A 26,226-nucleotide genomic window follows, 5' to 3' on the forward strand; every position below is an offset into this window, starting at 1 on the left:
TGACCCCAGATTTCGGATGTTTATACTGGTGGTTAATTAAATAAACCTCTTAAATTTGGAGTGAATTAATCTCTCTCTAAATAATATGAAATCATTGGTAGATATGGCTCCTAAAAATTTACTTTGCTTTTCACATCTCCGCTGGGACTTTTTGTTACAGCGGCCTCAGCAATTGTTATTGAGATTTGCTGAGCATAGCAATGTCTATTACTTTGAAAACCCTGTTTTTGATGCAAAAGAAGATCCTTATTTCTCGTTTGAAACCAGATCAGAAACTTTATGGAAGATGGTTCCACATTTAAGGCCTGGGCTCACTTCCAGTCAGATCACCAAATGCTTAAGTCAGTTAATAGATGGATTCCTGGAAAATGTAAAACTTGAAGATTGGACATTCTGGTATTATACAGCCTCTGCTTTATTGTTTACGAAAAAATATAAACCTGGAATTACTGTATATGATTGCATGGATGAAGTTTCCATGTTCAGACATTGTCCTGAAGATATGAGTATCCTGGAAAAGAAACTGGTAGAAAAAGCAGATCTGATCTTTACACAAAGTTATACTATACCAACCTGTAAAAAAGTATTCCATTCCTCTGTTTACCCATTTCCTTCTGTCGATTCACTACAAAATACTGCTCAGACCTTATCATGGAATGATACCTATAGAGCGATGTCACACTTAATCAGAGATACTTCAGCAGGAAAGATCAGTCAGCAAAAATCCTTTAAAAGTAAACGCCATACGGGGCAGCTATTCAGTATTTTTTAGCATACTGATTCCTGCTTTTTAAGTGGAGTTTTATTTTGTATGTCAATGGGAAGATTAATAATTGGTTAATATGAAGTTTATTTGAGAAAAAAAATACTATTCTTATCATTTGAAACATTTCTTTAAACAACGGTGCAGTAGTTACGTTTACAAAAATCACACCTGTAAAAGCTATGGAGCGCACGCTATTGTCATAATTGGAATATGCAAAAGGAATGATTAATATTGTTCCTGAAGCTACGTTGGTTCTGGACAAAGACAGATAAGCACTGGTCGTGAATAATTTGGTTTAACAGCAATTTAATTTAAAAGAGGAAGAAATTATAGAACAATCCTTTATGGAGATTGTTCACAACAAATGGAAAACCAATAAGCTTGACAGTTTGCTCTTACAAACAAGCCCTGCTGACGTATTTATACAACATAATTTCCAGTAGATAAGGCCTAAAGATGTTTTTGTAAAAACCCAACCTGTAAATAAGGTTGAAGAAGGAATAGATTGAGTATCGTTGATAACCTTTAGAAATCAAAACAGTGGATAAAAGTCAAAGTTCAGCGAAAGAAAATAATACATCATTAATTGGTCGTTTATCAGAAAAACTGAAGTATAAAAATGAGAATTTTTCTTCAAAGATAAGTCTGACACTTGATGACGTTAATATCCTGCTCAATGAACTTCAGGTATACCAGCTAGAGCTGGAAATGCAAAATGACGAATTGAAAACTTCCTATTTGACACTGGATCAGGAAAGAGCCAAATTTGTAGGCTTATTTGACCTGGCGCCCGTTGGTTATTTTATTCTTGATTATCTGGGAATAGTTGAAGAAGCAAATCAGAATGGTATAGATCTGCTTAACACAGCCAGACAGACCATTATTTACCAGCGATTTCAGAGTTTCATCTCACCGCAGTCCTGGGAGGATTTTTACAATTTTCTGTATAGGATGCAATACAATGATACCAAGCAAACCGCAGAAATTAAGTTGAAATTAGCTGGTGATCAGGTGATTTTTACCCGGATGGAAGGACGGGCGATTTCAAGCATCACCGTAACAGATGTCAAATATTATATTACCGTTATTGATGTAACAGAAAGCCGTAATGCACAACAAGTTTTAAAAGAGACAAAGGAACGGCTCGAAATGACACTCAGCGCTTCTGCAACCGGTACCTGGACTATATGCGGTGAAACAAGTTCTGTTTTCCTGGATCCACATAGCCATAGTATTATGGGGATCAAAAGCTGGGATTTTAATGGAACTATTTCAGGGTTGATTGCTTTAGTTCATTCCGATGATCAGCAAGAGGTAAGCAACCATCTTCTGGGCGCTATGCAAGGAGTGAAAGATATCGATCTTGAATTCAGGATCGCAACCGGAGAAGACAACTTCAAATACATTGCTGCAAAGGGACATGAAATTAAAATGCAGGAAGAATTCAGTTATTTTGCCGGAATACTTACAGATATTACCGAAAGGAAAAGATTAGAACGTGAAGCTGAATTGTTGAAAAATGACCAGCAAAAGCTAATTCTCTCCGCAACGCTGGTTGCACAGGAAAAAGAGCGTAATCTAATCAGCAGAGCTTTGCATGATAGTGTTTGTCAACTGCTTTATGGAATTAAGCTTAACCTGGAAAGTGTGGAAAGGACTAACTGCCTGAAAGGGGAGTTTAAAAATGTAAATGCATTACTGGATCAGGTTATTAAGGAAACCAGACAAATTTCTTATGAACTTACGCCAACTGTATTGAAAGATTTCGGCTTTGTTGCAGGGATTAAAGAAATGGCGCAGCGTACCAGTACAAACCATTTTCATATTGAGACTTATATCGATAGCGCAGCAGATCATCTGCGATCAGAAGTACAGCTCTATATTTTCAGGATGATACAAGAGCTGATCAGTAACTGTATCAAACACGCAAAAGCGACAAAAGCAGAAATTAAGGTTCGGTTAAATGAAAGCTTGGTTTCTATAAAGGTGGCGGACAATGGAATTGGGTTTATTCCGTGTACAGAACAGGCGGGCCATATCGGATCAGGCTTAAGTGGAATTAAAAACATAGTATACCTATTAAACGGAGAAGTTAAATTTAATAACACTAAACAGGGTTTAGTCGTGACTATTACATTTGAAAATACAGCTGAGTTTTCGGTATAATCCAATTCAAATCACAGCATATGAAAGCAGAAGAAATAAAGAACATTATTACGATTGGTACTTCGGCAGGTGGATTTTCTGCTATCGCAAAATTGGTAGCAAGCTTTAAACAGGATCTCGATGCAGCAGTATTCATTGTGATTCATCTGTCGGGTAATTCAAACTCAGAAATAATTCTAAAGGGAATTCAGAAGCATACACTTTTAAAGTGTAAGGTTGTTGAAGATCAGCAGGAAATCGAAAATAGAACAATTTATCTGGCTAAAGCAGATCATCACCTGTTATTAATCAAGGACAGAATTCTAGTGAGCAAAGGTGCTTTTGAAAACCACTGGCGGCCCGCTATAGATGTACTTTTCAGATCTGCCGCGGCAGCATATGGCAGTTGTGTAACAGGAATTATTTTAACAGGACTACTGGATGATGGAGTTTCGGGAATGTATGCGATCAAAAGGAGCGGTGGATTGTGTATTGTTCAGGACCCTGAAGAAGCGGAATTCCCTGATATGCCTAACAGTGTATTAAACGCTATGGAAGTCGATTATAAAGTAGCGCTGAATGAAATAGGACATATTTTAACCGATAGATTTTCTCACACTCCCTGCGTAGCAACAGAGGTTCCTGCAGACGTAAAACTGGAAGCAGAGATTACCAGAAGAATGACTACAAGTATGAAAGATTTGACTAAATTAGGTGACTTCAGTCATCTTACTTGTCCGGAATGTGGTGGTACAATGGTTAAAATAGCCAATGATACCATACCACGTTACCGCTGTTATACAGGGCATTCATTTACAGAGCGGATTTTTGAAGATCAGCAGTTAAAGGGCATCGAAGACTCTCTGTGGATTGCGATAAGAATGATGGAAGAGCGAAAAAACCTGTTGCTCAATATGGGCAGGCCAAGACTGGCAGATCAGAATTTACCTGTTGATACCACAAGAAATGAAAGGGCCGAAGGAATACAGGTGCATATCGACAGGCTCAGGAAGATGCTGATGGATCTGGGGAAGTTGCCAGCAACAGAAGGATGATGTGTGGTGATATAGAAGAGAATTGTTAAAGTATAAGAAATTAAAGAACGTTTATGTTAAGCCTGATATTAGCAGAAGATCATAATATTGTACGCAACGGGATTCGTATGTTGCTAGAGGCTGACAAAGAAATCAGTATTGCCGGAGAAGCTACGAATGGTTTGGAAGTATTGGAGATTATCGACAGTGGAATTAAAGTTGACATTGTATTGGCTGACATTAATATGCCCGATATGGACGGGATAGCATTGATTAAGGAATTGAAACTGAAAAGCCCGGCTATACAGGTCGTGATGCTTTCTATGCTCGATAATGATAAATATGTTTCTCAGGCCTTTTCTGAAGGGGCATCTGGTTATCTGCTTAAAAGTGTAAGTGCTGATGAACTTATATTTTCTTTGAAACATGTCAGTTCCGGAGGTCAGTATTTATGTGCAGAATTAGCTATGCGTTCATTGAATAAATCAATTTCTACAGTTCCACTGAACCGGATCAATGATAATGTGGAGTATTCTATGCGGGAAATTGAGATTTTAGATCTGATTGCCGAAGGGTTAACAAATAATGAAATGTCTGCCAAACTGTTTATCAGCAAGCGTACTATAGAAGGGCATAGACAAAGTCTGATCGAAAAAACAGGAGCGAAAAATACTGCCGCTCTGATCAGATATGCAGTTTTAAGCGGAATTATTCAATAAATTCATAAAAAGCTCAGCAATTTGTAGCCTAGTTTTTGTGCTTCAAAATTAATCTGGGCCTTTCCCTGCTGATCAAAATAAAACATCCCCTTTTCTGAAATATTCTGAATGTCTTTATCTTCAAGACTGATCTGAAAAGGATATTTTCCTGAATGATCCGGGGTCTCTGAGATGAAAGAGACTTTTCCGGAAATACTGAAAACTTCCTCGTTCCGTGCCACACTGATGGTTACTTTGTGCCCGGTTTCCAATCTGGAAACGTTGAATTTATCGGCTGCTGCCGTACAATAAACCTCTCCCTTGGTCTTAATATCAGGCATGATATAAAATAGGGTATCATCTTTACTGACATAGGTTTTGCTTTTGAACTCAATCTTATTAGGCAGATAATAGCCCGCTTCCGTTGCATACACTGATGTTTCTTTTTGCGCAGATAAATCATAAATGGTAAATAGAAAACTATTTGGCTCGATAGCATCGTTAGTATCAAAGATGTCTTTTTTGATAATACCATTGTAAGGGCTGATTACAGGGACAATTCTGTGCTGCGTATGAAACTGAGCATTGAAAGATATACTATCCTTATAGGGGATCATAAGCGCAGCCAGGACAATTAAGATCATTGAAAGGCATGTTACCACCACATCCCAGTTGAAAAACCATTTCCATAGTTTACCAGCATTAGCGCTGTCTGTCTCTTTCAGTTTCATCAAATTACTATTTCAGTTAGGCCAGCCAGAATATAAAACAAGCCAAGGAGCTAGACCTCCCTGACTTGTCCTTTTCATAGGTAGAAAAGTTATATTTTTGATCAAATTATTGATATAGTCTGGTATTCTGAAATAATTTGGGTTAAAGTAAGTATTTGGGAGGTAAACGTAATTTTTAAGAGGGTTAAAAAAATCTCAAATGAATTATTTAATCAGGTGGATATATAGTACATTCATCGCACGGAATACCAGCTTAAGACTAATTTAAATTGACCGATGAATATTACCTGCTATATTGTTGACGATGAGTATCATGTAATCAGTACTTTAAGAGAGTATATTAGTGAAGTTCCTTATCTTGAATTGGTTGGGTTTAATAGTAATCCTGAAAAAGGGCTGATTGAAGTAAACAGGCTGGCACCAGATCTGGTTTTTCTTGATATTAATATGCCTGCGCTGGATGGAATGGATTTCTGCCAGCTGATTACTACGTCAACTAAAGTTGTTTTTGTAAGCGGATACAGAGATTATGCTTTTGACGCTTTCAGTCATAATGCGGTAGACTACTTATTGAAGCCGGTGTCCCATAAAAGGTTTATGCAGGCTATTCATAAAGTGATCAGTTTTGTCCCGATGTTAAGTGGAAAACCATCGGCTCAAAATTTGCCATCTGCAGTTTCTCACATTTACATTAAACATGGCGTTAAAGGAAGGCTGATCAAGATAGAATTTGATGATATCTATTATGTAGAATCAAATGATAATCAGGTGGTTTTTAACCTGGAAAATGAAAATTACATTGCCTACGTTCCTTTAAAAAATGTCCTTCCTCAACTACCGGAATCGAGCTTTCTGCGTATCCATAAATCCTTTGTAGTGAACCATAAAAAGATTAGCCATATAGAAGGGAATATGGTTGTTTTAAAGAATAAAACTATTCTGCAGCTCGGAAATACCTACAAAGATTCCTTTTTTAAGTACGTGGGTTTAAGTGTGTTAAAAACTAATAAATAAGACCAAATCAAGACTTCCCGATTTCATCCGGGAAGTCTTCACGAAACTTAAAATTGAATACAAATCTTTCCAAAATGATTTCCTGCCTGTAAAGAATGGAAAGCTTCCCTCGCTTCACTGAACGGAAATGTTTTGTAAATGACCGGTTGCATCTGGCTGGCTTCTATGGCTTTATTCATTCTTTCAAACATTTCCTTAGAACCGACTTCAATTCCCTGTAATTTGATTTCTTTGGACATAATTTTCGCGGTATTAATATTTCCATACAGGCCATTGATCACTCCGATTAATGATACCGTACCATCGAAGGATACGACATCAATTGATCGGTTAATATGGTCGCTTCCGACAACTTCAACCACGTGATCAACTCCTGAACCATTTGTTAATTCCAACACCTTATCTTCCCAGTTCGGGGTTGTTTTATAATTGATCAGATGCTTGACGCCCATTTTATTGGCCAGATTTAACTTTTCTTCACTGCTGGAAATAAGAATAACCTCAGCACCCGCCATTAAGGCAAATTGCATGGAAAATATAGAGACTCCGCCTGTTCCCTGAATCAGTACAGTATTTCCTTTATTTATCTTTCCTTTTTCAATTAATCCGTGCCAGGCCGTAAGTGCAGCACATGGTAATGTGGCCGCTGCATCATCAGTTAGAAAAGCTGGCACTTCGATCACTTCGGTTTCACCAAACACAACATATTCCTGTAGCAATCCATCGTGTGCCCTTCCACCCAGGGAATTTGTAAGTTTTTCAGGTCTGAGTTTACCTTCAATCCAGTTCGGAAGAAAAAGACCTGCCACACGGTCACCAACTGCCAGTGAGCTTACCTGGTTCCCGACTTCAACTATTCTGCCAACACCGTCAGAAATAGGTACACGTCCAACTGGTGGTTTCCAATTATCGATACCATTAATGACAAGCAGATCCCTGTAATTCAGGGATACCGAACTCATTTTAACCAATACCTGATGAGGTAATACTTTAGGGTAGTCCTTCTGTACCAAAGCCAATGTTTCTATGTTATAATTTTCTGTAATTTGATAAGCTTTCATTTGAAATAATATTTAGTTTTACTGCCTCAAAATTATGGCTAATTGCTTGTTTAATATATCCTTTTGCCGATTATGAGTTACTAATAATTAAGTGAGTATGAGCACCAAAAAATTCAATTCCACCAATACGCTGAATGAACTTTATCTTGATGAGCGTTGTACCCTGAACAAGGTTTTACGGATCATTGGCAAGCGATGGGTTTCAGAAGTACTGGTGCTGATTAAAGAAGACGTATCCAGGTTTTCTTATCTGAAAGAATGTCTGACTGGAATCTCGGATAATGTATTGTCAAATGTTTTAAATGAGCTGATTAAATCCGAACTAGTTAAAAAGGAAATTTTTAATGAAGTCCCTTTAAGAGTAGAATATAAAATTACAGAAAGTGGGTTAGCGTTAGTGAATGTAATGCACGATTTATGTAGCTGGGGCAAAAAGCATATTCCATACGAAGTCCGGATTAAACCCACATTTCAAAAGAAAACCATTTAAGATATTGCGTAAAGTAGAATTGTCTGCTAATTAACTATTAATACTGAATTCATTATCAGTGGATTGTATACTATTTTCATTTTAATTTGTAATTAGTCTAAATAACTTCTTATACTTGCAGAGTTATTTAAAATAATTCTAAATAGGTTTTTGAATGAAAATTGGTTACCTCCTGATTACAATATTTATATCCACTGCAACTTCTTATGCGCAGAACAAAACTGCTGTTAGTCAGCAGAAAAAAGACACTGTTGGCAATAAATTAAAAGAAGTAGTGGTTACCGGTGAGTATCAGCCACAATCATTAAAGAATTCTGTTTACAGGACCCGTATTATTAACGCAGAACGTATACGTCTGAAAGCGGCAACAAGTATTCAGCAAGTTTTAAATACAGAACTCGGATTCAGGTTTACCAGTGACCCGGCTTTAGGTGTCAGTGATGTACAAATGATGGGGATGAGCGGCCGGAATATAAAAATCCTGCTGGATGGCGTGCCTATGATCGATAGAAATGACGAACGTGAAAGTTTGAATCAGATCGATATCAATACAGTAGAACGTATTGAAATTGTTGAAGGGCCGCTTTCTGTTTCTTATGGTTCTGATGCCCTGATTGGGGTAATTAATGTGATCACTAAAAAACCGGGCAAAGAAACATTGAATATTAACGCAAGAATACAAGAAGAAACTGCTGGAAACGAATATTCTCCTTTTGGAAAATCAGGATCTCATATGCAGCATGTGGGTGGAGAATGGCAAAACAAAGGATGGAGTGTCCTTGCCGGGCTTACCCGCGACGATTTCAACGGATTTAATGTACCTGGACCACTGACCACCACCAACGAGGTTGCTTTAGACCGCAACCGCTGGAAGCCAAAATTAAAATGGATGGCTAATGGGAGGTTGGGCTACAGAAATAATAATTTCAATATCTGGTACAGGCTGAACTATCTGGACGAAAGCATTGATAGTAAAGGTGGCTATATTGTAAATGCAAATAAAGCAATCAACCAGGTATTTACCGTTAAACGCTATATCCATCAATTACAGAGTGATTATCGGTTCAATGATCAATTAACTCTTAGTGGCTCTATTGCTTATAATATGTTGAATCGTGCTACAAAAACGACAGAACATGATTATGCGACCGGCACAGACCAGCTCACTACCGGGCAAGGCCAACAGGATGTAGCTAAATTAAGTTCAGGTGCGTTCCGGACCACATTGGTTTATAAAATGTCGGATCAGGTTTCATTTCAGCCGGGTATAGAAATTAATACCGATCATGCAGAGGGGGCCAGGATTAAGGGAGAACCGACAATTAATGATTACGCATTTTTCGTCTCTTCAGAACTCAATTTGATCAACGGGGTAACGCTTCGTCCGGGACTTAGATTTATTAAAAACTCTGTTTATGATGCGCCACCAGTTATTCCATCACTGAATACCAAAATAGTTTTAACCGGTAAACTTGATTTACGCCTGGGGTATGCTACTGGTTTCCGTGCCCCGGCACTTCGTGAGCTATATTTCGACTTCATAGATGCGAATCATACTATTTTGGGGAATTTAAACTTGAAAGCTGAGCAATCAAACAGCCTGAATGCTTCTCTTTCTCTGGCAACGGTTGAACAAGAGGGATTTACCGTAAAGACGGTGCTGAGTGGATACTATAACTACATTAAAAACAGAATTGACTACGTGACTTCAGCAGCTGACCCTACGCTTTCTGAGCTAGTGAATCTGGCAAAATATAAGACAACAGGCGGTACTTTGGAGAACAATTGGGCATGGAAACATTTTCAGGCATCATTAGGTCTGGGTATGATAGGTACTTATAATCAATACAGTACGGACGCAAAAACCTATGGAGAATCACCAGAATTTGTCTGGTCGCCAGAAATTAATACCAATCTGACTTACAGCCTGCCTCAATATGGTGCAACTGTTAACCTCTCAGCCAAGTTTAATGGAACAAGGAGACAATATGAATCTTTTACAGGCGATAATGGAGAGGGGATAAGATTGACAAAAATCGGCTCTTCCACTCTTGCAGATCTGATGATCACAAAAAAAATATTTAAAGCATTCGCGCTGAATGCAGGTGTAAATAACCTGTTTAACATTACCACACTCAGTAATTCTTCTTTAGGCACTGGAGGTGCACATGGTACAGGAGGGCAGTCTATCCCTACAAGTTACGGCCGCTCTTATGTAGTCGGACTAAGCTTTAACTGGACGAAAAATTAAATAATTATTAATAAACCACAACATGAAAAAATTTACTCCACTAATCACTTTACTTTGCCTGGCAACTGCCTTTACCGCCTGCAAAAAAGATAGTGATCCAATTATTGTAACTCCTGCCTCTTCAGGAAGTACACTTACCTTAAATGGACTGATCGGCTCTGAACCTGGTACAGTTGCGGGAAACAGTGTTTTCGTAGACTTTAGTACAGATAAACAGACTGCTGTCGCCCGTACTTCATGGGATCTTGGATTTTATTCAGGTGATGATTTTAAAGTAATCCTGAACCACACTGTAGGTGCAACTGCCATTGCATTGAATAAAACAGATTTAAACCTGGTTACTGAAACGGATACGACAGCATTAGCAATCTCAGGTGATTTAAACCTGGGTCAGGGTGCAGGTGGGTTTAGCTATATCGATCCAGTTGATGGAGATGCTGCAACTTATTTAGCTGGGACGGTGATTAAAACTATTTCAGCGACCGATGCAGACAATAAAGTTTATATCGTAAATCGTGGTGGTACTACGGGATGGGAAAAAATCCGTGTAATCCGTGCAGGTGCTGGTTATACTTTACAATACGCTAAAATCACTGATAAAACATTCAAGACGCTGAATGTTACTAAGGACGCAGCTTTCAACTTTAAATATGTATCCTTCAAAATAGGAGCAGTTGAGGTAGAACCCGTAAAAGCAAACTGGGATATCCAATGGACATTGGCAACTTATAAAGCAAACGCAACTATACCTTATACATTCTCTGATTTCGTACTGATCAATTTCGTTGGCGGGGTAACTGCAGCAGAAGTGATCGTAGCAGATAGCAAAGTTACTTTTGCAGATTTCGCGGAAGCTAACTTAACAGGAAAAGTATTTGCAGGTAAAAGAGAAGTTATCGCTGGTAACTGGAGAATTACTTCGGGTACGCCAGTAGGTGTAAAAACAGATCGTTTCTACCTGGTTAAAGATGGTGCAGGTAATATCTATAAATTGAAATTTGTGAGCTTCCATGAAAAAGATGCGGGAGTTCGCGGTAAACCAGTAATTGAATACAAACTGGTTAAAAAGGCATAAACTTGGTTAGTTTAGGTTGCGAAGGCGGTCTTTCATGGATATAAAAGCCGCCTTTAGTTAAATGAAAACCAAATCATTATTCAAATAAAAAATTATGAACCCGGCATGATTAAAATAATTATTAAACCCACAGGGCAATAAATATTTTAGTCATCAAAGGCTACATCTAACAAAAACTTAAATAAATAAACAGATGAAACTTACTTTATTAGCAGTGGCGGTAGCAACCATTAGTTTGGGAGCCTGTAATGCAAACAAACAAGAAGCTACAGCAGGTCTTGCTGACAGTGTTAAAATTGTATCCCTAAGCGGATCAATCAGTGAAGTATTGGCTGGTGCGGGTTTAGAAAAGAATATCGTGGGTACAGATATTACCAGTAATTATCCAGAAGGTTTAAAAGCAAAACCAAAGGTAGGGCATAACCGTAACATCAATGCGGAAGGGATTTTAGCCTTACAACCAGGTCTGGTTATCGGTATTAAAAAGGATTTTAGCCCAGCATTGGAAGCACAATTTAAAACAGCTGGAGTAAAACTTTTACTGGTTGATCAGGAGTTTTCTGTCAAAGGAACAAAAGAGCTGATCCACACCCTGACTGATAGCCTGCATGTAAAAACCAAAGGTGACTCATTGATCAAAATACTAGATCAGGATCTGGCAAAAGTTAAACCTGCGGTCAGCAAACCTAAAGTTTTATTCATTTACGCACGTGGTACCGGAACAATGATGGTTGGTGGTACAGGTACGCAAGTAGAGAAAGCAATTGTTTTGGCAGGTGGTCAGAACGCAGTAACCGAATTTGCTGATTACAAACCCTTAACTGCTGAAGCTTTAGTGAAAGCTAATCCAGACGTGATCTTGCTTTTTGATTCAGGTTTGAAAAGTTTAGGCGGGGCAGAAGGGGTGTCGAAAATTCAGGGAATCAAAGAAACGAATGCGGGTAAAAACAAAAAAATTATCAGTATGGATGGTGAACTGTTAGGCAGCTTTGGCCCACGTTTAGGAATTGCGATTCAAGAACTAGCTACTAAAATCAATTGAGTAAAAAGATAAAATTAATTCTGTTACTGCTGCTCATCCTATTATTGTTGGTGGTGATCATCTCTTCTTGTGTAGGAGCGGTAGCGATTACTGTGCCTGAGTTTTTATCGATCATCGCTTATAAAACCGGAATTTCAGAGACGATAAATTTTAAACCACAACAGGCAGCAGTATTAATGAATATAAGATTGCCAAGGGTGGTTTTAGGGGTGTTAATTGGCGCGGGACTTGGTATATCGGGCGCAGCAATACAAGGTTTATTCAGAAACCCACTGGCAGAACCTGGATTAATAGGTATCTCGGCTGGTGCTACATTATGTGCCGTACTGGTCATTGTATTAGAAGTTAGTTTCTTTACCAAAATAGGTGGTGTAATTGGTTTTTATGCCATTTCTCTGGCAGCGTTTATTGGTGCCTGCGTAACCACATTTATTGTTTACCGGATGTCTTCCAGGTATGGCAAAACTGAGATCACAACCCTGTTATTATCTGGTATTGCCATTAACTCTCTGGCACTCGGATTTGTAGGTTTATTAACCTATATGGCTACAAATGAGCAATTACCAGTAATTACTTTCTGGAGTTTGGGAAGTTTGGGCGGGGCAAGCTGGGAAACGGTAAGCGGACTTTTACCATTTATTATTATACCAGTAGTGACCCTTCCTTTTTTAGCCAAATCACTCAATGCGCTAACCCTGGGCGATGCGCAAGCATTACATATGGGAATTAACGTGGTTAACATGAAAAGAATCATCATTGTACTGGCGACGATGGCTGTTGGTGCGTCCGTTGCAGTTGCAGGAGTAATCGGATTTATCGGGTTAATCATCCCGCATATCCTGAGGATGACATTTACCGCCGATAACCGGTTAGTTGTTCCTGGATCAGCGCTTCTGGGTGCAGCTTTACTGACGGCTGCAGATATGGTTGCCAGGACTATTGTTGCTCCGGCAGAACTGCCTATCGGTATTTTAACCGCATTAATCGGAACCCCGGTATTTATGTACATCATCGTAACAGAACGCAATAAAAATAAACTTTAAGCTATGATCCAGGTAGAAAATGTCACTTATCAAATTGGGAAGAAAGAATTAGTAAGAGAGCTGAGTTTTGACGTGAAATCTGGCGAATTATTAGCTGTTCTGGGTGCTAACGGCGCAGGTAAGAGTACATTGATGAAACTATTGTGCAGAGAGATTTCGCCGAATTATGGTGATATTAAACTGGGCGGGCAATATTTGAAAAAATATACTTTGCCAGAACTGGCGAGACAACGTGCAGTACTTTCTCAGCAAAATACGATCTCTATTTCTTTTATTGTGAATGAACTGGTGATGATGGGGAGATATCCCCATTTTGAGCATCAGCCGGGACCCAAAGATTACGAAATCGTAAAACAGGTCATGGAAGAAACCGGTATTACCCATCTTTCGGCGAGAGATTACAATACCCTTTCAGGAGGTGAGCAGCAAAGGGTTCAGCTCTCCCGTGTCCTGGCACAAATTTATGATTGTCCGGATGCCTGCTTGTTTTTAGATGAGCCGACCAATGGTCTTGATCTGCTTTACCAGCAGCAAGTTATGGAGCTTGCCCGCAGGCTGGCCGATCGTGGTTATTGTGTGATTTGTATCTTGCATGATATCAATTTTGCTTCCCGTTTTGCCGATAAAATATTAATGCTGAAGGACGGACGGAAAGTAGCTATGGGGACACCGCTGGAAGTAATTAATTGCGAAAATATACATGAAACCTTCAGTATTAACGTTAAGTTAATGGCATGCGAGGGATATAATTGTCCGCTGGTTATTCCAGCAACTATACAAACATAAAATTAATAACAATGGAAAAAGTATTAGAATTAAAAAGTCAATGGGAAGCTTTCAAAGCAGAAAATCCTAAAGTACGTATAAGAGATGCCGCTAAAAAATTAGCAACTACTGAAGCTGAATTACTAGCGACTTCAATCGGGGGAGCAGTTACCCGTCTGACCAATGCTTTCCAGGAAATTCTGAAAGCAGTAGAGTCATTAGGTAAAGTAATGGCTTTGACCCGCAACGACTATTGCGTTCATGAACGTAAAGGTATTTATAAAAATGTTACCTTTTCTGGCCCTATGGGGCTTCTGGTAAACCCTGATATTGATTTAAGGTTATTCATGATGCAATGGTCATCTGCTTTTGCGGTGGATGAGAATGGCAGAAAAAGCTTACAGTTTTTTGGTAAAGACGGCGCAGCAATTCATAAGATTTACCTGGTAGAAACAAGCGATATACAAGCATATGATGCTTTAGTCGCTGCGTTTACTGCCCCCGATCAGCAGGAAGCTCTTTTGATCAATACAGATAAAAAGGTAGTCGTTGAAAAACCTGATTCAGAAATTGATGCGACAGCTTTTAAAGAAACCTGGCTTGGATTACAGGATACGCACGATTTTCACGGTATGTTAAGGAAATTCGGTGTCACCAGAACACAAGGCTTACGTTTAGCTCCAGAAGGCCATGCAGTGGTCATTACCAAAGAATCTTTAAAAGCAATGCTGGAAAAAGCTGCTGAAACTGATTTGGAAATCATGGTGTTTACAGGAAGTGCAGGCTGTATCCAGATTCATACAGGTCTGGTTAAGAACTTATTGCAAACTGGCCCATGGTTTAATGTTTTAGACCCTGATTTTAATATGCACTTGCGTGAAGACGCAATTGATAAAGTATGGTTAGTTAAAAAACCTACTTCAGATGGTATTGTAACCAGCATTGAGGTATTTGATCAGGCTGGTGAGCTCATCGTTCAGTTTTTCGGTAAACGTAAACCAGGTATTCCTGAGAATGAGCATTGGAGACTGATGGTGAATGAAGTAGCCGTTATTTCTTAGTTTTTGTTGCTATTAATTAAGTTTATACCAGGAAGCCCGGCCGTTATGGCCGGGCTTTTCTGATTTGCGGCCTTCTGTTTTTTTTCCTAGTTTTAGCAGCAGCTAACGCCGCTCAAATAGTCAGTGAAACCTTAAAATTTCTTATTTAATCCTTATATTTTGGACAAGCAATCAATTGATAAAAAAGATCTTGAAAAACAGATCGCAGCCAGAGAAGCCGTTAAATTTATTCAGCAAAATGATATCGTTGGACTAGGTACTGGCTCTACCGCTTTTTTTGCCATTCAGGAAATAGCTGTTTTAGTAAAAAAAGGACTGAAAATCAAAGGTGTACCGACTTCTGAGCATACTGCTTCGCTTGCCCTATCCTTAGGAATTGAACTGCTGCCGATGGATCAGGTTAAATCAATTGATATCACCATAGATGGGGCAGATGAATTTGATACGCAGTTGAATTTAGTTAAAGGTGGGGGTGGCGCATTATTCAGAGAGAAGATTGTGGCTTCCCTTACTAAAAATGAAATTATTATTGCTGATTCGGGTAAACTGGTCACACAGCTGGGGAAATTTAAAGTCCCCATTGAAGTGGTGCCACTTGCACTTAACTATGTGGTACAACAGCTTGGTAAATTGAACGGTAAAGGAGAAGTCCGCATGAAAGACAACTCACCGTTTATTACAGATAATCATAATATTATTGTAGATGCAGACTTTGGACTGATCAGCGATCCTGCTGCTTTATCAGAAAGCTTAAACAAGATAGAAGGGATTTTAGCACATGGCTTATTTGTGCAGCTTACCTCAAAGATTATCATGGGAAAAGGAACCGAAACTATAATATATGCTAGAAATTAACTTTGATCCCTTCCCGACATTGGAATCGGAGCGTTTAATACTCAGAAAAATTACGCCTGCCGACGTTGATGAAGTATTTGCCATCAGATCTGATGCGCAGACGATGAAATATATTCCCCGCCCGCTTGCAAAGACTAAAGAAGATGCGTTGGAACATATCAATGTGGTGAATAAAGCCATTGAAGACAATGTAGGTATCAACTGGGGGATTTCATTTAAGGATGATCCTAAATTGTTGGGCATGATTTGTCTGATCAGAATGCAACCAGAGAACTACCGGACAGAAACCGGTTATATTCTTCATCCGGATTATCACAGGAAAGGGATTATCAGTGAAGCATTTACCACAGTGATTGACTATGCCTTTAATGTGCTTAAATTTCACTCACTTGAAGCTGTAATTGACCCGGATAACACTGCTTCTGAACAGTTATTGATCAAACATAAATTTGTGAAAGAAGGACATTTCAAGGAGAATTGTTTTTATGAAGGCAAGTTTCTGGATGCGGTTATTTATTCACGGATTAATCGTTAAAAGATTTCTTCGTCAGGCTGATTTTACGGCCTTGTTATGGAGCAGATCTGGTATAGTACTGTAGGGTTGTGATACAAAGCCCAGCTACAAACGCTTTGCTGTTTTGTTTATTATTATGATATAAATCGTATATTTGTATTATAATAATGATACTATGGTAAATCTCGAATGGTACCGCACATTTAAAGCTATTTATGAAACAGGCACTTTGACCGGAGCGGCAGAAGCACTTTTTGTGTCTCAGCCGGGAGTAAGTTTGCACCTGAGTTCTTTAGAGTCTTATGTGGGCTATAAACTTTTTGACAGAACGTCCAGAAAGATGGTTCCAACCGAAAGAGGTAAGGTGATGTACAACTTTGTACTGGAAGCTTTACTGAAATTAGAAGAGGCCGAAAAACACTTCCACCGGAGTACTGAAAAGGAAAAACCGACCTTAAGCTTAGGAATGTGTTTTGAGACCTTTCAGCTGATGCTTGAACCTTATTTATCAAGTTTATCCTTTAATGTGATTGTGAAATTCGGGGATTATCCGCAAATGCTGAACGATCTGGATAACGGAATTCTCGACATGGTTATTACCCCGCATATGGATAATACCATGAAGAATATCGCCTATAAGCCATTTTCAAAAGAGCGGATTGTGCTGGTAGGGGGATCAAAAAATGACATGACAGATTTTGACCTGATGCATAAAGATGGAAACCTGAAAGGGATGCAGGAGTGGCTGAAACATCAAATCTGGTATGGTACTTCTGGAGATATGGAGCACCTGATGAGATTCTGGCATTTCAATTTTAATAAAAGACTGGATTTTAAACCTAATTACATTGTCCCTAATATGAGCTCTATTGTGCGCTGTATTAAAGGAATGGAGGGATTTGCGGTGGTACCGGATTTTTTATGCCGCCACGAAATATTGAATGGCAGCGTTAAATTAGTTTGGGAGGGAAATAAAGTCATGGAAAATATTCTGCACTTCGCTATGCGTAAGAAAACAATTTATGCTGCGGAAATTAAAACGATCCAGGATATTTTTGAGAAGGAGATGGTACCGCTGGAAAATGAAACAAGTACATTGATCGCTTCGTAAAACTAATTAGCAATTAAACAGGGGAAATGAACAGGGACATTTGCCCCATTTTTGAATTTATTTCCCGAATTGCGGCATAAAAACCTACCTTTGTCTCCAAGAAATCACCTTGTAAGTGATTCGACACCATTAATTCATTAAATTCACATATAAATCATAGTTGTAGATGATTAACATTACACTTCCGGATGGCTCAGTACGTCCATATGAAAAGGGAACAAGTGCCCACCAGATTGCTTTATCGATATCTGAAGGTCTTGCCCGTAACGTTTTAGCAGCCGAAGTTAACGGCGAAGTCTGGGATTCTTCCAGACCTATTGAAAAAGATTCAGCAGTTAAATTATTAACCTGGAATGATACCGCTGGTAAAGCTACCTTCTGGCACTCTTCTGCCCACATTATGGCCGAAGCATTAGAAGCGCTATATCCTGGTACTAAATTCGGTATCGGTCCTGCTATTGAAACAGGCTTCTATTATGATGTTGATTTTGGAGATCAGGAATTTTCTTCAGATCACTTTAAAGCGATAGAAACTAAATTCATGGAACTAGCCAGACAGAAAGAAGTTTTTGTAAGAGAAAATGTTTCCAAAGCAGATGCAGTTGCGTATTTCACTGAAAAAGGCGATGAGTATAAATTAGACCTTATACAGGGATTGGAAGATGGTAAAATCACTTTTTATAAACAAGGTGAATTTACTGATTTATGCCGTGGCCCGCATCTTCCCAATACAGGATTTATTAAGGCCGTAAAGTTAACAAACGTTGCTGGTGCGTACTGGAGAGGTGATGAGACTAAAAAACAGTTAACCCGTATTTATGGTGTTACTTTCCCTAAGGCGAGTGAATTAACAGAATACCTGTTGATGATCGAGGAAGCTAAAAGACGCGACCACAGGAAATTAGGAAAAGAGCTTGAATTATTTGCTTTCTCTGAGAAAGTAGGGATGGGCTTACCATTATGGTTACCTAAAGGAGCTGCTTTGCGCGAACGTTTAGTAAACTTCTTAACTAAAGCACAGGGAAAAGCAGGATATGAACAAGTAATTACTCCGCATATTGGTCATAAAAACCTGTATGTAACTTCAGGTCACTGGGATAAATATGGAGCTGATTCTTTTCAAGGGATAAAAACACCTCAGGAAGGGGAGGAGTTCATGTTAAAACCAATGAACTGCCCGCATCACTGTGAAATATATAAAGTTAAGCCACGGTCTTATAAAGACCTTCCATTGCGTTTAGCAGAATTCGGTACTGTTTACCGTTATGAGCAAAGCGGTGAGTTACACGGCTTAACAAGGGTTCGCGGGTTTACTCAGGATGATGCACACTTATTCTGTCGTCCAGATCAGGTGAAAGATGAGTTTATGAAAGTAATTGATCTGGTATTGTATGTATTTAAATCTTTAGGATTTGAAAATTACACTGCTCAGATTTCCCTGAGAGATCCGGAAAACAAATCAAAATATATCGGTACAGATGAAAACTGGAAACTTGCGGAAGATGCAATTATCGAAGCCTCTGCAGAGAAAGGTTTGAATACAGTAATCGAATATGGTGAGGCTGCATTTTACGGGCCGAAACTGGATTTCATGGTGAAAGATGCTTTAGGTAGAAAATGGCAGTTGGGAACTATCCAGGTAGATTATAATTTACCGGAAAGATTTGAACTGGAATATACTGGTAGCGACAACCTGAAACACAGACCGGTGATGATCCATCGTGCTCCATTCGGTTCTCTGGAACGTTTTATAGCAGTTTTGATTGAACATTGTGCAGGAAATTTCCCATTATGGCTTTCTCCTGAGCAATTTATAATCCTTCCTATTTCAGAAAAGTATGAAGAATATGCCAAAAAAGTTTCAGATGAACTAAATAATTCCGATATTCGCGGTTTGATTGACTTTCGCGATGAGAAAATCGGAAGGAAAATCAGGGACGCTGAGGTGAAAAAAACTCCTTATATGCTGATTATCGGGGAAAAGGAAATGGCAGAAGGAAAATTATCAGTAAGGAAGCACGGAGAAGGAGATTTAGGAGAAATGACTATCCAGGCGTTCAGCGAATTATTAATTAAAGAAATAACAGTTTAAACAGTATATAAATTTGGCATTAGGCAGACCAGGATTTAATAGGGGACCACGTCCTCCTTTTAAGAAAAAAGAAGCAGAACATAATATTAATCAGTTTATCAGAGCCCAGGAGGTTAGATTAGCTGGCGATAATGTTGAACCGGGGATTTATCCTTTGGCAAAAGCTTTAGCCCTTGCCGATGAACTGGAGTTGGATCTGGTAGAAATATCACCAAACGCAGTTCCACCGGTTTGTAGAATAATCGATTACAGCAAGTTTGTTTACGAACAAAAGAAAAAGCAGAAAGAGATTAAGGCGAATGCTAAACAAACCATCATTAAGGAGATCCGTTTCGGACCTAACACGAATGATCATGATTTTCAGTTCAAACTGAAACATGCAGTTAGTTTCCTTGAGAATGGGGAGAAAGTTAGAGCATATGTGCATTTCAAAGGTAGAGCGATCGTTTACAAAGAGCAGGGAGAGATCTTATTGCTTAAGTTCGCACAAGCTTTGGAAGATATAGGAAAGGTTGAACTTTTACCTAAGTTAGAAGGTAAACGTATGTTCCTTACCCTTGCTCCAAAAGTTGCAAAAAAATAAATAAATTACATAAATAAGAACAGGTTATGCCAAAAATGAAAACCAATTCCAGTGCTAAAAAGCGTTTTTCGCTTACTGGAACCGGTAAAATCGCAAGAAAAAACGCATACAAAAGTCACATTTTAACAAAAATGTCTACTAAACGTAAGCGTAATTTGGGTCACACCTCAATGGTGTCAGCTGCTGATATGGGCAACGTTAAGCGTATGCTTGCTATCGGTAAATAATTAGAATTTTAAACCAGGTACCCGGTAGTAAGTTTGCTGAAATACGCAACACCGTTTATCAAAAAACAACAACACTATGCCACGTTCGGTAAACGCAGTAGCTTCGAGAAGAAGACGGAAAAAAGTCCTTAATATGGCCAAAGGCTATTGGGGATCAAGAAGTAAAGTATTCACTGTAGCAAAAAATACGGTTGAGAAAGGTTTGCAATATGCATACCGTGACCGTAAAGTTAAGAAAAGAGAATTCCGCGGTTTGTGGATTCAACGTATTAACGCTGGTGCGCGTCAATATGGAATTTCTTACTCTCAATTCATTGGTAAATTAGCGGCTAAAAACATTGGTTTAAACCGTAAGGTTTTAGCTGATTTAGCTATGAATCATCCAGAAGCTTTCAAAGCAGTAATTGATACAGTTAAATAGAAATATATAACATCAACGAAAAAGGGGTAGCAATTTGCTACCCTTTTTTTTGTCTTAACTTTTTAAGTTTTATATCCCGCTGCCTATCGTACAAGGATCTACAGTTTGATTGACTGGTTGTGAACTCTCCTTAGTAACTGTTTGCCACGCAATCAGCTGTAATTGGGTTGCTACTGGACTTGGTATACCCAGGCTGTTAGCAGCTTTTTCCTGTGCACCCAAGGTACGTACATCAACACCTGTGATTTGCTGAAAGAGCACGAGGCCACTCAGGTAAGCACCATAAGTATTAGGGTGATGATAATCAGGTTTACTGATCCGAGGATCATTAACTTTGTTCAGACCATACCATAAAATTGGCAGGTTTGAATTACCCAGGTAAGGATCTGCATTAGCTATTTTTGCTGCCCATACATTTACCCATGCTTCCCCTACAGGAGCAACACCAGCAATGTTTCCATCGTGACTCGCGGCACTGTAGTAAGCGTTGTGATTTGCATTGGCCAATGTAGTGAGGTTGGCTGCGTGGTTTGCGCTGAAGCCCGATGCGTTAGGATTACCAATATCGCTATTGGTCAATGAATAAGGAATAGGCTTTACACTGATTTCCTGTAATACTACAGCATTCCATTTTGCTTTTGCAATCACATCAGAGGCAGCAGCATAATTTTTCAGAAAAAAAGCCCCCAGATAGCAGATTGCTTTCCGGAGGCTTCACAGGTGTGATCCTATAGCTTATTCTTGTACTTTATCCGCAGGTTTAGGTCCTTTGTGATGGTCTTTTTTGTCTTGCATTCTGGCTTTCTTCGCTGTGCGCAGTTCATCCAGTTTTTTCTTCTGATCAGCAGTTAAAACCTGGTCGATCTTTGCATCTGTTTCTTTTTTAGAAGTCATGTGCTGATCTCTCTTCGCTTTTCTGTCTGCACTGGTTTGTTTATGCCATGCTTCAGTTTGCTTGTACTTGTCAAGCTCTACTGCGTATACCTTTTGTTTCTGATCGGCAGTCAGATTCAATTCTTTTTCAAGTTTAGCGGTACTTTTCTCTGCTCTTTGTTCAGGAGTCATTTTCTGCTTACCTGTACTTTGCGCATAACTGGAAGCTAATCCAATAAATGCTATGGCTAATGTTAAAACGATTTTTTTCATTTGTATGTTGTTTTATAGCATAGAGTGAAAAACAGAGAAAGGGTTTAAAAGCGATTTAGTTTTTATTCATTTGTGAAATTGACTTCTGCATCTGCGACATCATATTGGTCAGGGTCTCCATCGTTGGTTCAGGCGCTGCATCAGGAAGTGTAGAGCTGATGTAAGCCTTTGCTTTCCAGATTTCCAGGATATCTTCAGCCGGAATATTATAAGGGTCGTACAGCTTATTATCAGATACCAGTTTCAATTCCTTGTTCTCTTTGAAGCGGTTTCCTGCACGTTTATAAACTACGCCTTCATTTTTGCTGACGATTACATAAGTTTCCCCGGTTTTTACATCATTCCAGTTATCCATGTATTCGCCAATAATAATACTGCCCGGTTGAATTGGCAGCATAGAATCTCCAACAATTTCAAATGCTCTGAAAGTGCCTTGTTTTAAGGAGGGCAGGGGCAACTGGAATTTTGGAAGGTCTTTGATATATTCAGGATCTGAGAAGCCGTTCAGGTAACCTGCGCTGGCTTTTACAGGAACCATCTCAATGTTTTCATTATCGCTCTGATCCACAGAAATACTAAGTATCCTTAAGTTTGAACCCTGACTTTTTAATTTAGGCTTCCAGTTATCGTTGATAATTTCGTTGATAAACTCGTCCATTGTTAACTCATAATGTTCTGCTATTTTTTTTAGCAAATCATATTTTGGTTCTGCACGGTCTTCTTCGTAAGCTCCAACCAATGATCTTTTAATTCCCATCAAATCAGCAAATTGCTGCTGTGTGTGGCCTTTTTTCTTTCTTAAGTATTTGAGATTTACGGAAATATTCGACATAAAATAAAAGATTAAAAATAATTTGTTTTTACTAAAATTGTTAGTATTATTGTACCAATAAAGTTAGTAATATTTATTCGCACTGCAAATATATATGCTAATTTAATTAGTGGTGATAATTTAAACTACAAGCAATGAGAAAATTTGTCTACATCGTGACCGATAGAAACCGTACTAGTTTACATGTTGGAATGAGCGCTGATTTAATTAAGACGCTTGATTTTTATAAAAAAATGCCAAGTCTGTTCTTTGACAGCGGCCAGCAGCTTACGCGCCTGGTTTATTTCGAAGAACTTAAAACTGAATCACAGGCACTGAACCGTTTCAAGGTGATCAGCAGATTTACCAGGATGCAGAAGGAACGTCTGGTTCGTGCCTGTAACCCGGACTGGATTGATCTGACTATTGGTCTTGACTTTGAACATATCACGATGAGCAGGCCATTATCCACGCAGGTGAAAATACCATTGACTATTATGTCTTAAATAGAGAGAAACCGGGTTCACTCTACTTGCTTTTACTGAGCAGACAAATAGTCTGCTGATGTCTGGGTCTGGGTTTGATAATTAAAAAGGCCAGTGAGAATATTCTACTGGCCTTTTAGAGGTTATTTGGATTTACCCTCGTTTTTCTTCTTCTCTTCGTCCTTTTTCTTTTCCTCTTCTTTTTTCTTATCCTTTTCTTCCTGACGTTTCTTTTTTCTGAGTTCACGTTCCTCTTTCCTGGTCAGTGGTACGGTTGCTGGTGTCAGCTGTTTTACAGGAGCTTCCGGAGTTTCGCTTTTTACTTCATCCGGTTTCTCTGCTGGTTTATCACCTTCTACAGGTACAGCAACATGCAGTGAATCCGTGGCTACACTATCAGTCTTAGTGGTATCTACCGCATAAACCGGAGTAGGGCAGTTATAGTTTCTTGTAATGGGTACTGTTGCTTTCGGGAATGGCCCATAAGTGTATCCTGTACTCTTATCATGGTAAACCTTTTCCATAAACTTGGCGAAAATAGGTAAAGCCGTGCGTGATCCTTCACCAGTTTCACCATTCTTAAAGTGAGCTGAACGTTCATCACAACCAACCCAGACACCCGTTACCAGGTCTTTGGTAATTCCCATATACCAGGCATCTACGTAATCTGAAGAAGTTCCTGTTTTACCACCAATCTGGTTATTCTCTTTCCAAAGATCCCATTCCCATAACGCCCTTGAAGTTCCTCCTGGTTCTTCCATCCCGCCTCTGAACATATAAAGCATTAACCAGGCAATCTCCTCAGAAATTACTCTTTTGGTTTTAGCTACGAAATCTTCCAGTGAATTACCATCCTGATCCGTGATTCTTTCTACTAAAATCGGATCTGTTCTTACCCCTTTATTCAGGAATGTTCCATAAGCTCTCACCATTTCAAATACAGAAACATCATTTGGGCCTAAACTTACAGAAGGAACAGATTCCAGATGACTGTCAATCCCACACTCATGTGCCCATTTAACTACATTTTCCCAACCTACTTTTTCTGTTACCTGTGCAGTAATTGTATTGATTGAACGGCCCATTGCAGCGCGCAGGGAAGTTTCACGGTAACTATTCTGCCAGTTGGCGTTTCTAGGCTCCCAATATTCTGTTTTGCCTTTTTCTTCGTATTTGATTTTAACCGGCTTGTCAATAAAAGTATCGCAAGGGCTCATGCCACTCTCAAAAGCAGCCAGGTAAGCAAATGGTTTAAATGTTGAACCCGCCTGACGTTTAGATTGGTTCACATGGTCATATTTAAAGAATTTATGATCTAAACCACCTACCCATACTTTAATCTTACCATTGAAAGGATCTAAAGTCATCATCCCGGTATTCATGATCTTGCCATAGTAACGGATCGAATCCAGCGTAGAGAAAAGCGTATCACGGTCACCTTTGTAGGTGAATATTTTCATCTTTTTCTTCTTGTTGAAGTAAGCAGTTACCGAATCAGGATTGTTTGGGTGTTTTTTCTCCAGCATCGCATAAATCGGAAGATTCTTCATCGCACGGCCAGGGTAATCCACTTTTTTCTTTTCAGAATCCTGCCATGGATCTTCTTTTCCCCAAACACTGTAAAACCTGCGTTGAACAACTTTCATTTGTTCTGCTACAGCTTCCTCTGCGTATTTTTGAAGTTTAGAGTCGATGGTCGTATATATTTTAAGACCATCTTCATAAAGATCATATCCATTTTTATCACACCAGGCTTCCAGATATTTTGCTACAGCAGCTCTCAGGTATGAATCACCATCACTGCCTTCGTCTTCTCTGCCTTCTTTAAGTTTTACAGGTGTGTTTTTATATTGTGTAAGTTCAGCGGCTGTGATATAGCCATACTTATTCATTTGTGATAAAGAAACGTTTCTTCTTTCTAACGCTCTTTCAGGGTTTCTGATAGGATTATAAGTAGTCGTCCCTTTCAGCATACCCACTAACATAGCGGATTCAGGTACACTCAGCGAATCAGTTTGTTTATCAAAATAAACTCTCGCTGCTGTTTTAATCCCGTATGCATTGTTCCCGAATGAAACTGTATTCAGGTACATGGTAATAATTTCATTCTTAGAATAGTTGCCTTCCAGCTTGACGGCCGTCATCCACTCTTTTAATTTAGAAACTATAGTTCTGATGACCGGGATATGCTTGATAAAGCCTTGTGATTTGTTATACCTGGTCCGGTACATGTTTTTTGCCAGCTGCTGGGTGATGGTACTTGCACCTCTTTTATCGCCTGTAGCCGTTGAAAGTCCGCTTGACAATAAAGACCTGAAATCAATCCCCATATGTTTATAAAAACGGACATCTTCTGTTGCTACCAATGCATTGATTACGCTTGGAGAGATTTGTTTGAAGATAACAGGGGTACGGTTCTCTTTGTAATATCGTCCTATCAACTTCCCGTCTGAAGTGTAAAGCTCCGAACCTACACTTTGAGTAGGCAGTTTAATATCCTTGTAGGAAGGAGAGTAGCCAAACAGCCACAGAAAATTCAGTTGAAGTGCACAGAAGAAAATGATGATACAGAAAATAAATACGGAGAAATAACGCAGGTATTTATTATGGATCTCTTTAAACATATAGTATGGTCAAAAAATTAGTAAAAATTGTAAGCTTGCTGAGCCTATATCCAAATCAAACCATTAAACGAAAGGGTTGGATTCTTAAGTGTATATACTGGAAATATAGCTCAATTTAGAAGGCAAAGAAAGACAATTTAAACCAAATTCAGAATTTTATAAACAAGAAATAGGTACGGGT

Annotated in this window: 26 protein-coding genes; 20 read left to right on the forward strand and 6 right to left on the reverse strand. The window is 39.0% G+C overall.

Translation table 11 applies throughout. The annotated features are described in order from the left end of the window. Positions 1-85: 85 nt before the first annotated feature. The 4 genes from ABIB30_RS11795 to ABIB30_RS11810 all read left to right on the forward strand — a co-directional run bounded on the left by ABIB30_RS11795 (position 86) and on the right by ABIB30_RS11810 (position 4,664). The gene (locus ABIB30_RS11795) at positions 86-772 is read left to right on the forward strand and encodes a glycosyltransferase family protein (protein WP_354302238.1); all 687 of its coding nucleotides are present in this window, start codon (positions 86-88) and stop codon (positions 770-772) included. A gap of 534 nt (positions 773-1,306) precedes the next feature. Further along, positions 1,307-2,932: a PAS domain-containing sensor histidine kinase gene (locus ABIB30_RS11800; protein ID WP_354302240.1), complete on the forward strand. Its 1,626-nt coding sequence runs from the start codon at positions 1,307-1,309 to the stop codon at positions 2,930-2,932. A 20-nt stretch (positions 2,933-2,952) separates the two neighbouring features. Next, positions 2,953-3,966, forward strand: a complete 1,014-nt coding sequence (locus ABIB30_RS11805) for a chemotaxis protein CheB (protein WP_354302242.1) — start codon at positions 2,953-2,955, stop codon at positions 3,964-3,966. Positions 3,967-4,019: 53 nt separating this feature from the next. Further along, positions 4,020-4,664: a response regulator gene (locus tag ABIB30_RS11810; RefSeq protein WP_354302244.1), complete on the forward strand. Its 645-nt coding sequence runs from the start codon at positions 4,020-4,022 to the stop codon at positions 4,662-4,664. Positions 4,665-4,666: 2 nt separating this feature from the next. On the opposite strand, the gene ABIB30_RS11815 is transcribed toward ABIB30_RS11810, so the two are convergent. Further along, the gene (locus tag ABIB30_RS11815) at positions 4,667-5,374 is read right to left on the reverse strand and encodes an HlyD family secretion protein (RefSeq protein ID WP_354302246.1); all 708 of its coding nucleotides are present in this window, start codon (positions 5,372-5,374) and stop codon (positions 4,667-4,669) included. 276 nt (positions 5,375-5,650) lie between these two features. On the opposite strand from ABIB30_RS11815, the gene ABIB30_RS11820 reads away from it, so the two are divergent. Then, on the forward strand, positions 5,651-6,388 hold the full coding sequence (locus ABIB30_RS11820) for a LytR/AlgR family response regulator transcription factor (RefSeq protein WP_354302249.1): 738 nt from the start codon (positions 5,651-5,653) through the stop codon (positions 6,386-6,388). A gap of 47 nt (positions 6,389-6,435) precedes the next feature. Here ABIB30_RS11820 and ABIB30_RS11825 read toward each other — a convergent pair whose 3' ends face one another. Next, positions 6,436-7,449, reverse strand: coding sequence for a zinc-dependent alcohol dehydrogenase family protein (locus ABIB30_RS11825; RefSeq protein WP_354302251.1), 1,014 nt, complete (start codon positions 7,447-7,449; stop codon positions 6,436-6,438). A gap of 97 nt (positions 7,450-7,546) precedes the next feature. On the opposite strand from ABIB30_RS11825, the gene ABIB30_RS11830 reads away from it, so the two are divergent. From ABIB30_RS11830 to rplT, 14 genes are all read left to right on the forward strand, one after another. Further along, positions 7,547-7,939, forward strand: coding sequence for a winged helix-turn-helix transcriptional regulator (locus ABIB30_RS11830; RefSeq protein WP_354302253.1), 393 nt, complete (start codon positions 7,547-7,549; stop codon positions 7,937-7,939). Between the two features lie 154 nt (positions 7,940-8,093). Then, positions 8,094-10,190, forward strand: a complete 2,097-nt coding sequence (locus tag ABIB30_RS11835) for a TonB-dependent receptor plug domain-containing protein (protein ID WP_354302255.1) — start codon at positions 8,094-8,096, stop codon at positions 10,188-10,190. 22 nt (positions 10,191-10,212) lie between these two features. Next, positions 10,213-11,265, forward strand: a complete 1,053-nt coding sequence (locus ABIB30_RS11840) for an HmuY family protein (RefSeq protein WP_354302257.1) — start codon at positions 10,213-10,215, stop codon at positions 11,263-11,265. Positions 11,266-11,458: 193 nt separating this feature from the next. After that, complete coding sequence (locus tag ABIB30_RS11845; protein WP_354302259.1) at positions 11,459-12,307, forward strand: heme/hemin ABC transporter substrate-binding protein; 849 nt, start codon at positions 11,459-11,461, stop codon at positions 12,305-12,307. Continuing rightward, positions 12,304-13,350, forward strand: a complete 1,047-nt coding sequence (locus tag ABIB30_RS11850) for a FecCD family ABC transporter permease (RefSeq protein WP_354302261.1) — start codon at positions 12,304-12,306, stop codon at positions 13,348-13,350. The genes ABIB30_RS11845 and ABIB30_RS11850 overlap by 4 nt, the downstream gene beginning before the upstream one ends. 3 nt (positions 13,351-13,353) lie before the next feature. Beyond that, on the forward strand, positions 13,354-14,136 hold the full coding sequence (locus ABIB30_RS11855; protein WP_354302263.1) for a heme ABC transporter ATP-binding protein: 783 nt from the start codon (positions 13,354-13,356) through the stop codon (positions 14,134-14,136). Positions 14,137-14,147: 11 nt separating this feature from the next. Beyond that, a complete protein-coding gene (locus tag ABIB30_RS11860; protein ID WP_354302265.1) occupies positions 14,148-15,176 on the forward strand; it encodes a hemin-degrading factor in 1,029 nt (342 codons plus the stop codon). 159 nt (positions 15,177-15,335) lie between these two features. Continuing rightward, the gene (gene rpiA, locus ABIB30_RS11865; protein WP_354302268.1) at positions 15,336-16,031 is read left to right on the forward strand and encodes a ribose-5-phosphate isomerase RpiA; all 696 of its coding nucleotides are present in this window, start codon (positions 15,336-15,338) and stop codon (positions 16,029-16,031) included. Further along, on the forward strand, positions 16,018-16,566 hold the full coding sequence (locus tag ABIB30_RS11870; protein ID WP_354302270.1) for a GNAT family N-acetyltransferase: 549 nt from the start codon (positions 16,018-16,020) through the stop codon (positions 16,564-16,566). The genes rpiA and ABIB30_RS11870 overlap by 14 nt, the downstream gene beginning before the upstream one ends. Positions 16,567-16,720: 154 nt before the next feature. Further along, on the forward strand, positions 16,721-17,656 hold the full coding sequence (locus ABIB30_RS11875; RefSeq protein WP_354302272.1) for a LysR family transcriptional regulator: 936 nt from the start codon (positions 16,721-16,723) through the stop codon (positions 17,654-17,656). Between the two features lie 166 nt (positions 17,657-17,822). Further along, a complete protein-coding gene (gene thrS / locus ABIB30_RS11880) occupies positions 17,823-19,748 on the forward strand; it encodes a threonine--tRNA ligase (protein ID WP_354302274.1) in 1,926 nt (641 codons plus the stop codon). Positions 19,749-19,761: 13 nt separating this feature from the next. Then, positions 19,762-20,331 (forward strand): translation initiation factor IF-3, encoded by a 570-nt coding sequence (gene infC / locus ABIB30_RS11885; RefSeq protein ID WP_051759761.1) that lies wholly within the window; start codon positions 19,762-19,764, stop codon positions 20,329-20,331. Between the two features lie 26 nt (positions 20,332-20,357). Then, positions 20,358-20,558 carry a 50S ribosomal protein L35 gene (gene rpmI / locus ABIB30_RS11890; RefSeq protein ID WP_041887185.1) on the forward strand — a complete coding sequence of 67 codons (201 nt, stop codon included), beginning with the start codon at positions 20,358-20,360 and terminating at the stop codon, positions 20,556-20,558. 76 nt (positions 20,559-20,634) lie between these two features. Next, a complete protein-coding gene (rplT, locus tag ABIB30_RS11895) occupies positions 20,635-20,979 on the forward strand; it encodes a 50S ribosomal protein L20 (RefSeq protein WP_068400926.1) in 345 nt (114 codons plus the stop codon). 69 nt (positions 20,980-21,048) lie between these two features. On the opposite strand, the gene ABIB30_RS11900 is transcribed toward rplT, so the two are convergent. The 3 genes from ABIB30_RS11900 to ABIB30_RS11910 all read right to left on the reverse strand — a co-directional run bounded on the left by ABIB30_RS11900 (position 21,049) and on the right by ABIB30_RS11910 (position 22,957). After that, positions 21,049-21,627 carry a hypothetical protein gene (locus ABIB30_RS11900; protein WP_354302278.1) on the reverse strand — a complete coding sequence of 193 codons (579 nt, stop codon included), beginning with the start codon at positions 21,625-21,627 and terminating at the stop codon, positions 21,049-21,051. Positions 21,628-21,714: 87 nt separating this feature from the next. After that, on the reverse strand, positions 21,715-22,125 hold the full coding sequence (locus tag ABIB30_RS11905) for a DUF4890 domain-containing protein (protein WP_354302279.1): 411 nt from the start codon (positions 22,123-22,125) through the stop codon (positions 21,715-21,717). Between the two features lie 55 nt (positions 22,126-22,180). After that, a complete protein-coding gene (locus tag ABIB30_RS11910) occupies positions 22,181-22,957 on the reverse strand; it encodes an XRE family transcriptional regulator (RefSeq protein WP_354302281.1) in 777 nt (258 codons plus the stop codon). A 134-nt stretch (positions 22,958-23,091) separates the two neighbouring features. On the opposite strand from ABIB30_RS11910, the gene ABIB30_RS11915 reads away from it, so the two are divergent. Beyond that, positions 23,092-23,442, forward strand: a complete 351-nt coding sequence (locus tag ABIB30_RS11915; RefSeq protein WP_068400917.1) for a GIY-YIG nuclease family protein — start codon at positions 23,092-23,094, stop codon at positions 23,440-23,442. A 122-nt stretch (positions 23,443-23,564) separates the two neighbouring features. Here ABIB30_RS11915 and ABIB30_RS11920 read toward each other — a convergent pair whose 3' ends face one another. Next, positions 23,565-26,045 (reverse strand): penicillin-binding protein 1A, encoded by a 2,481-nt coding sequence (locus ABIB30_RS11920; RefSeq protein WP_354302283.1) that lies wholly within the window; start codon positions 26,043-26,045, stop codon positions 23,565-23,567. Positions 26,046-26,226 lie beyond the last annotated feature (181 nt).

It is taken from the genome of Pedobacter sp. UYP1 (genome assembly GCF_040547305.1).
Lineage (GTDB): Bacteria > Bacteroidota > Bacteroidia > Sphingobacteriales > Sphingobacteriaceae > Pedobacter.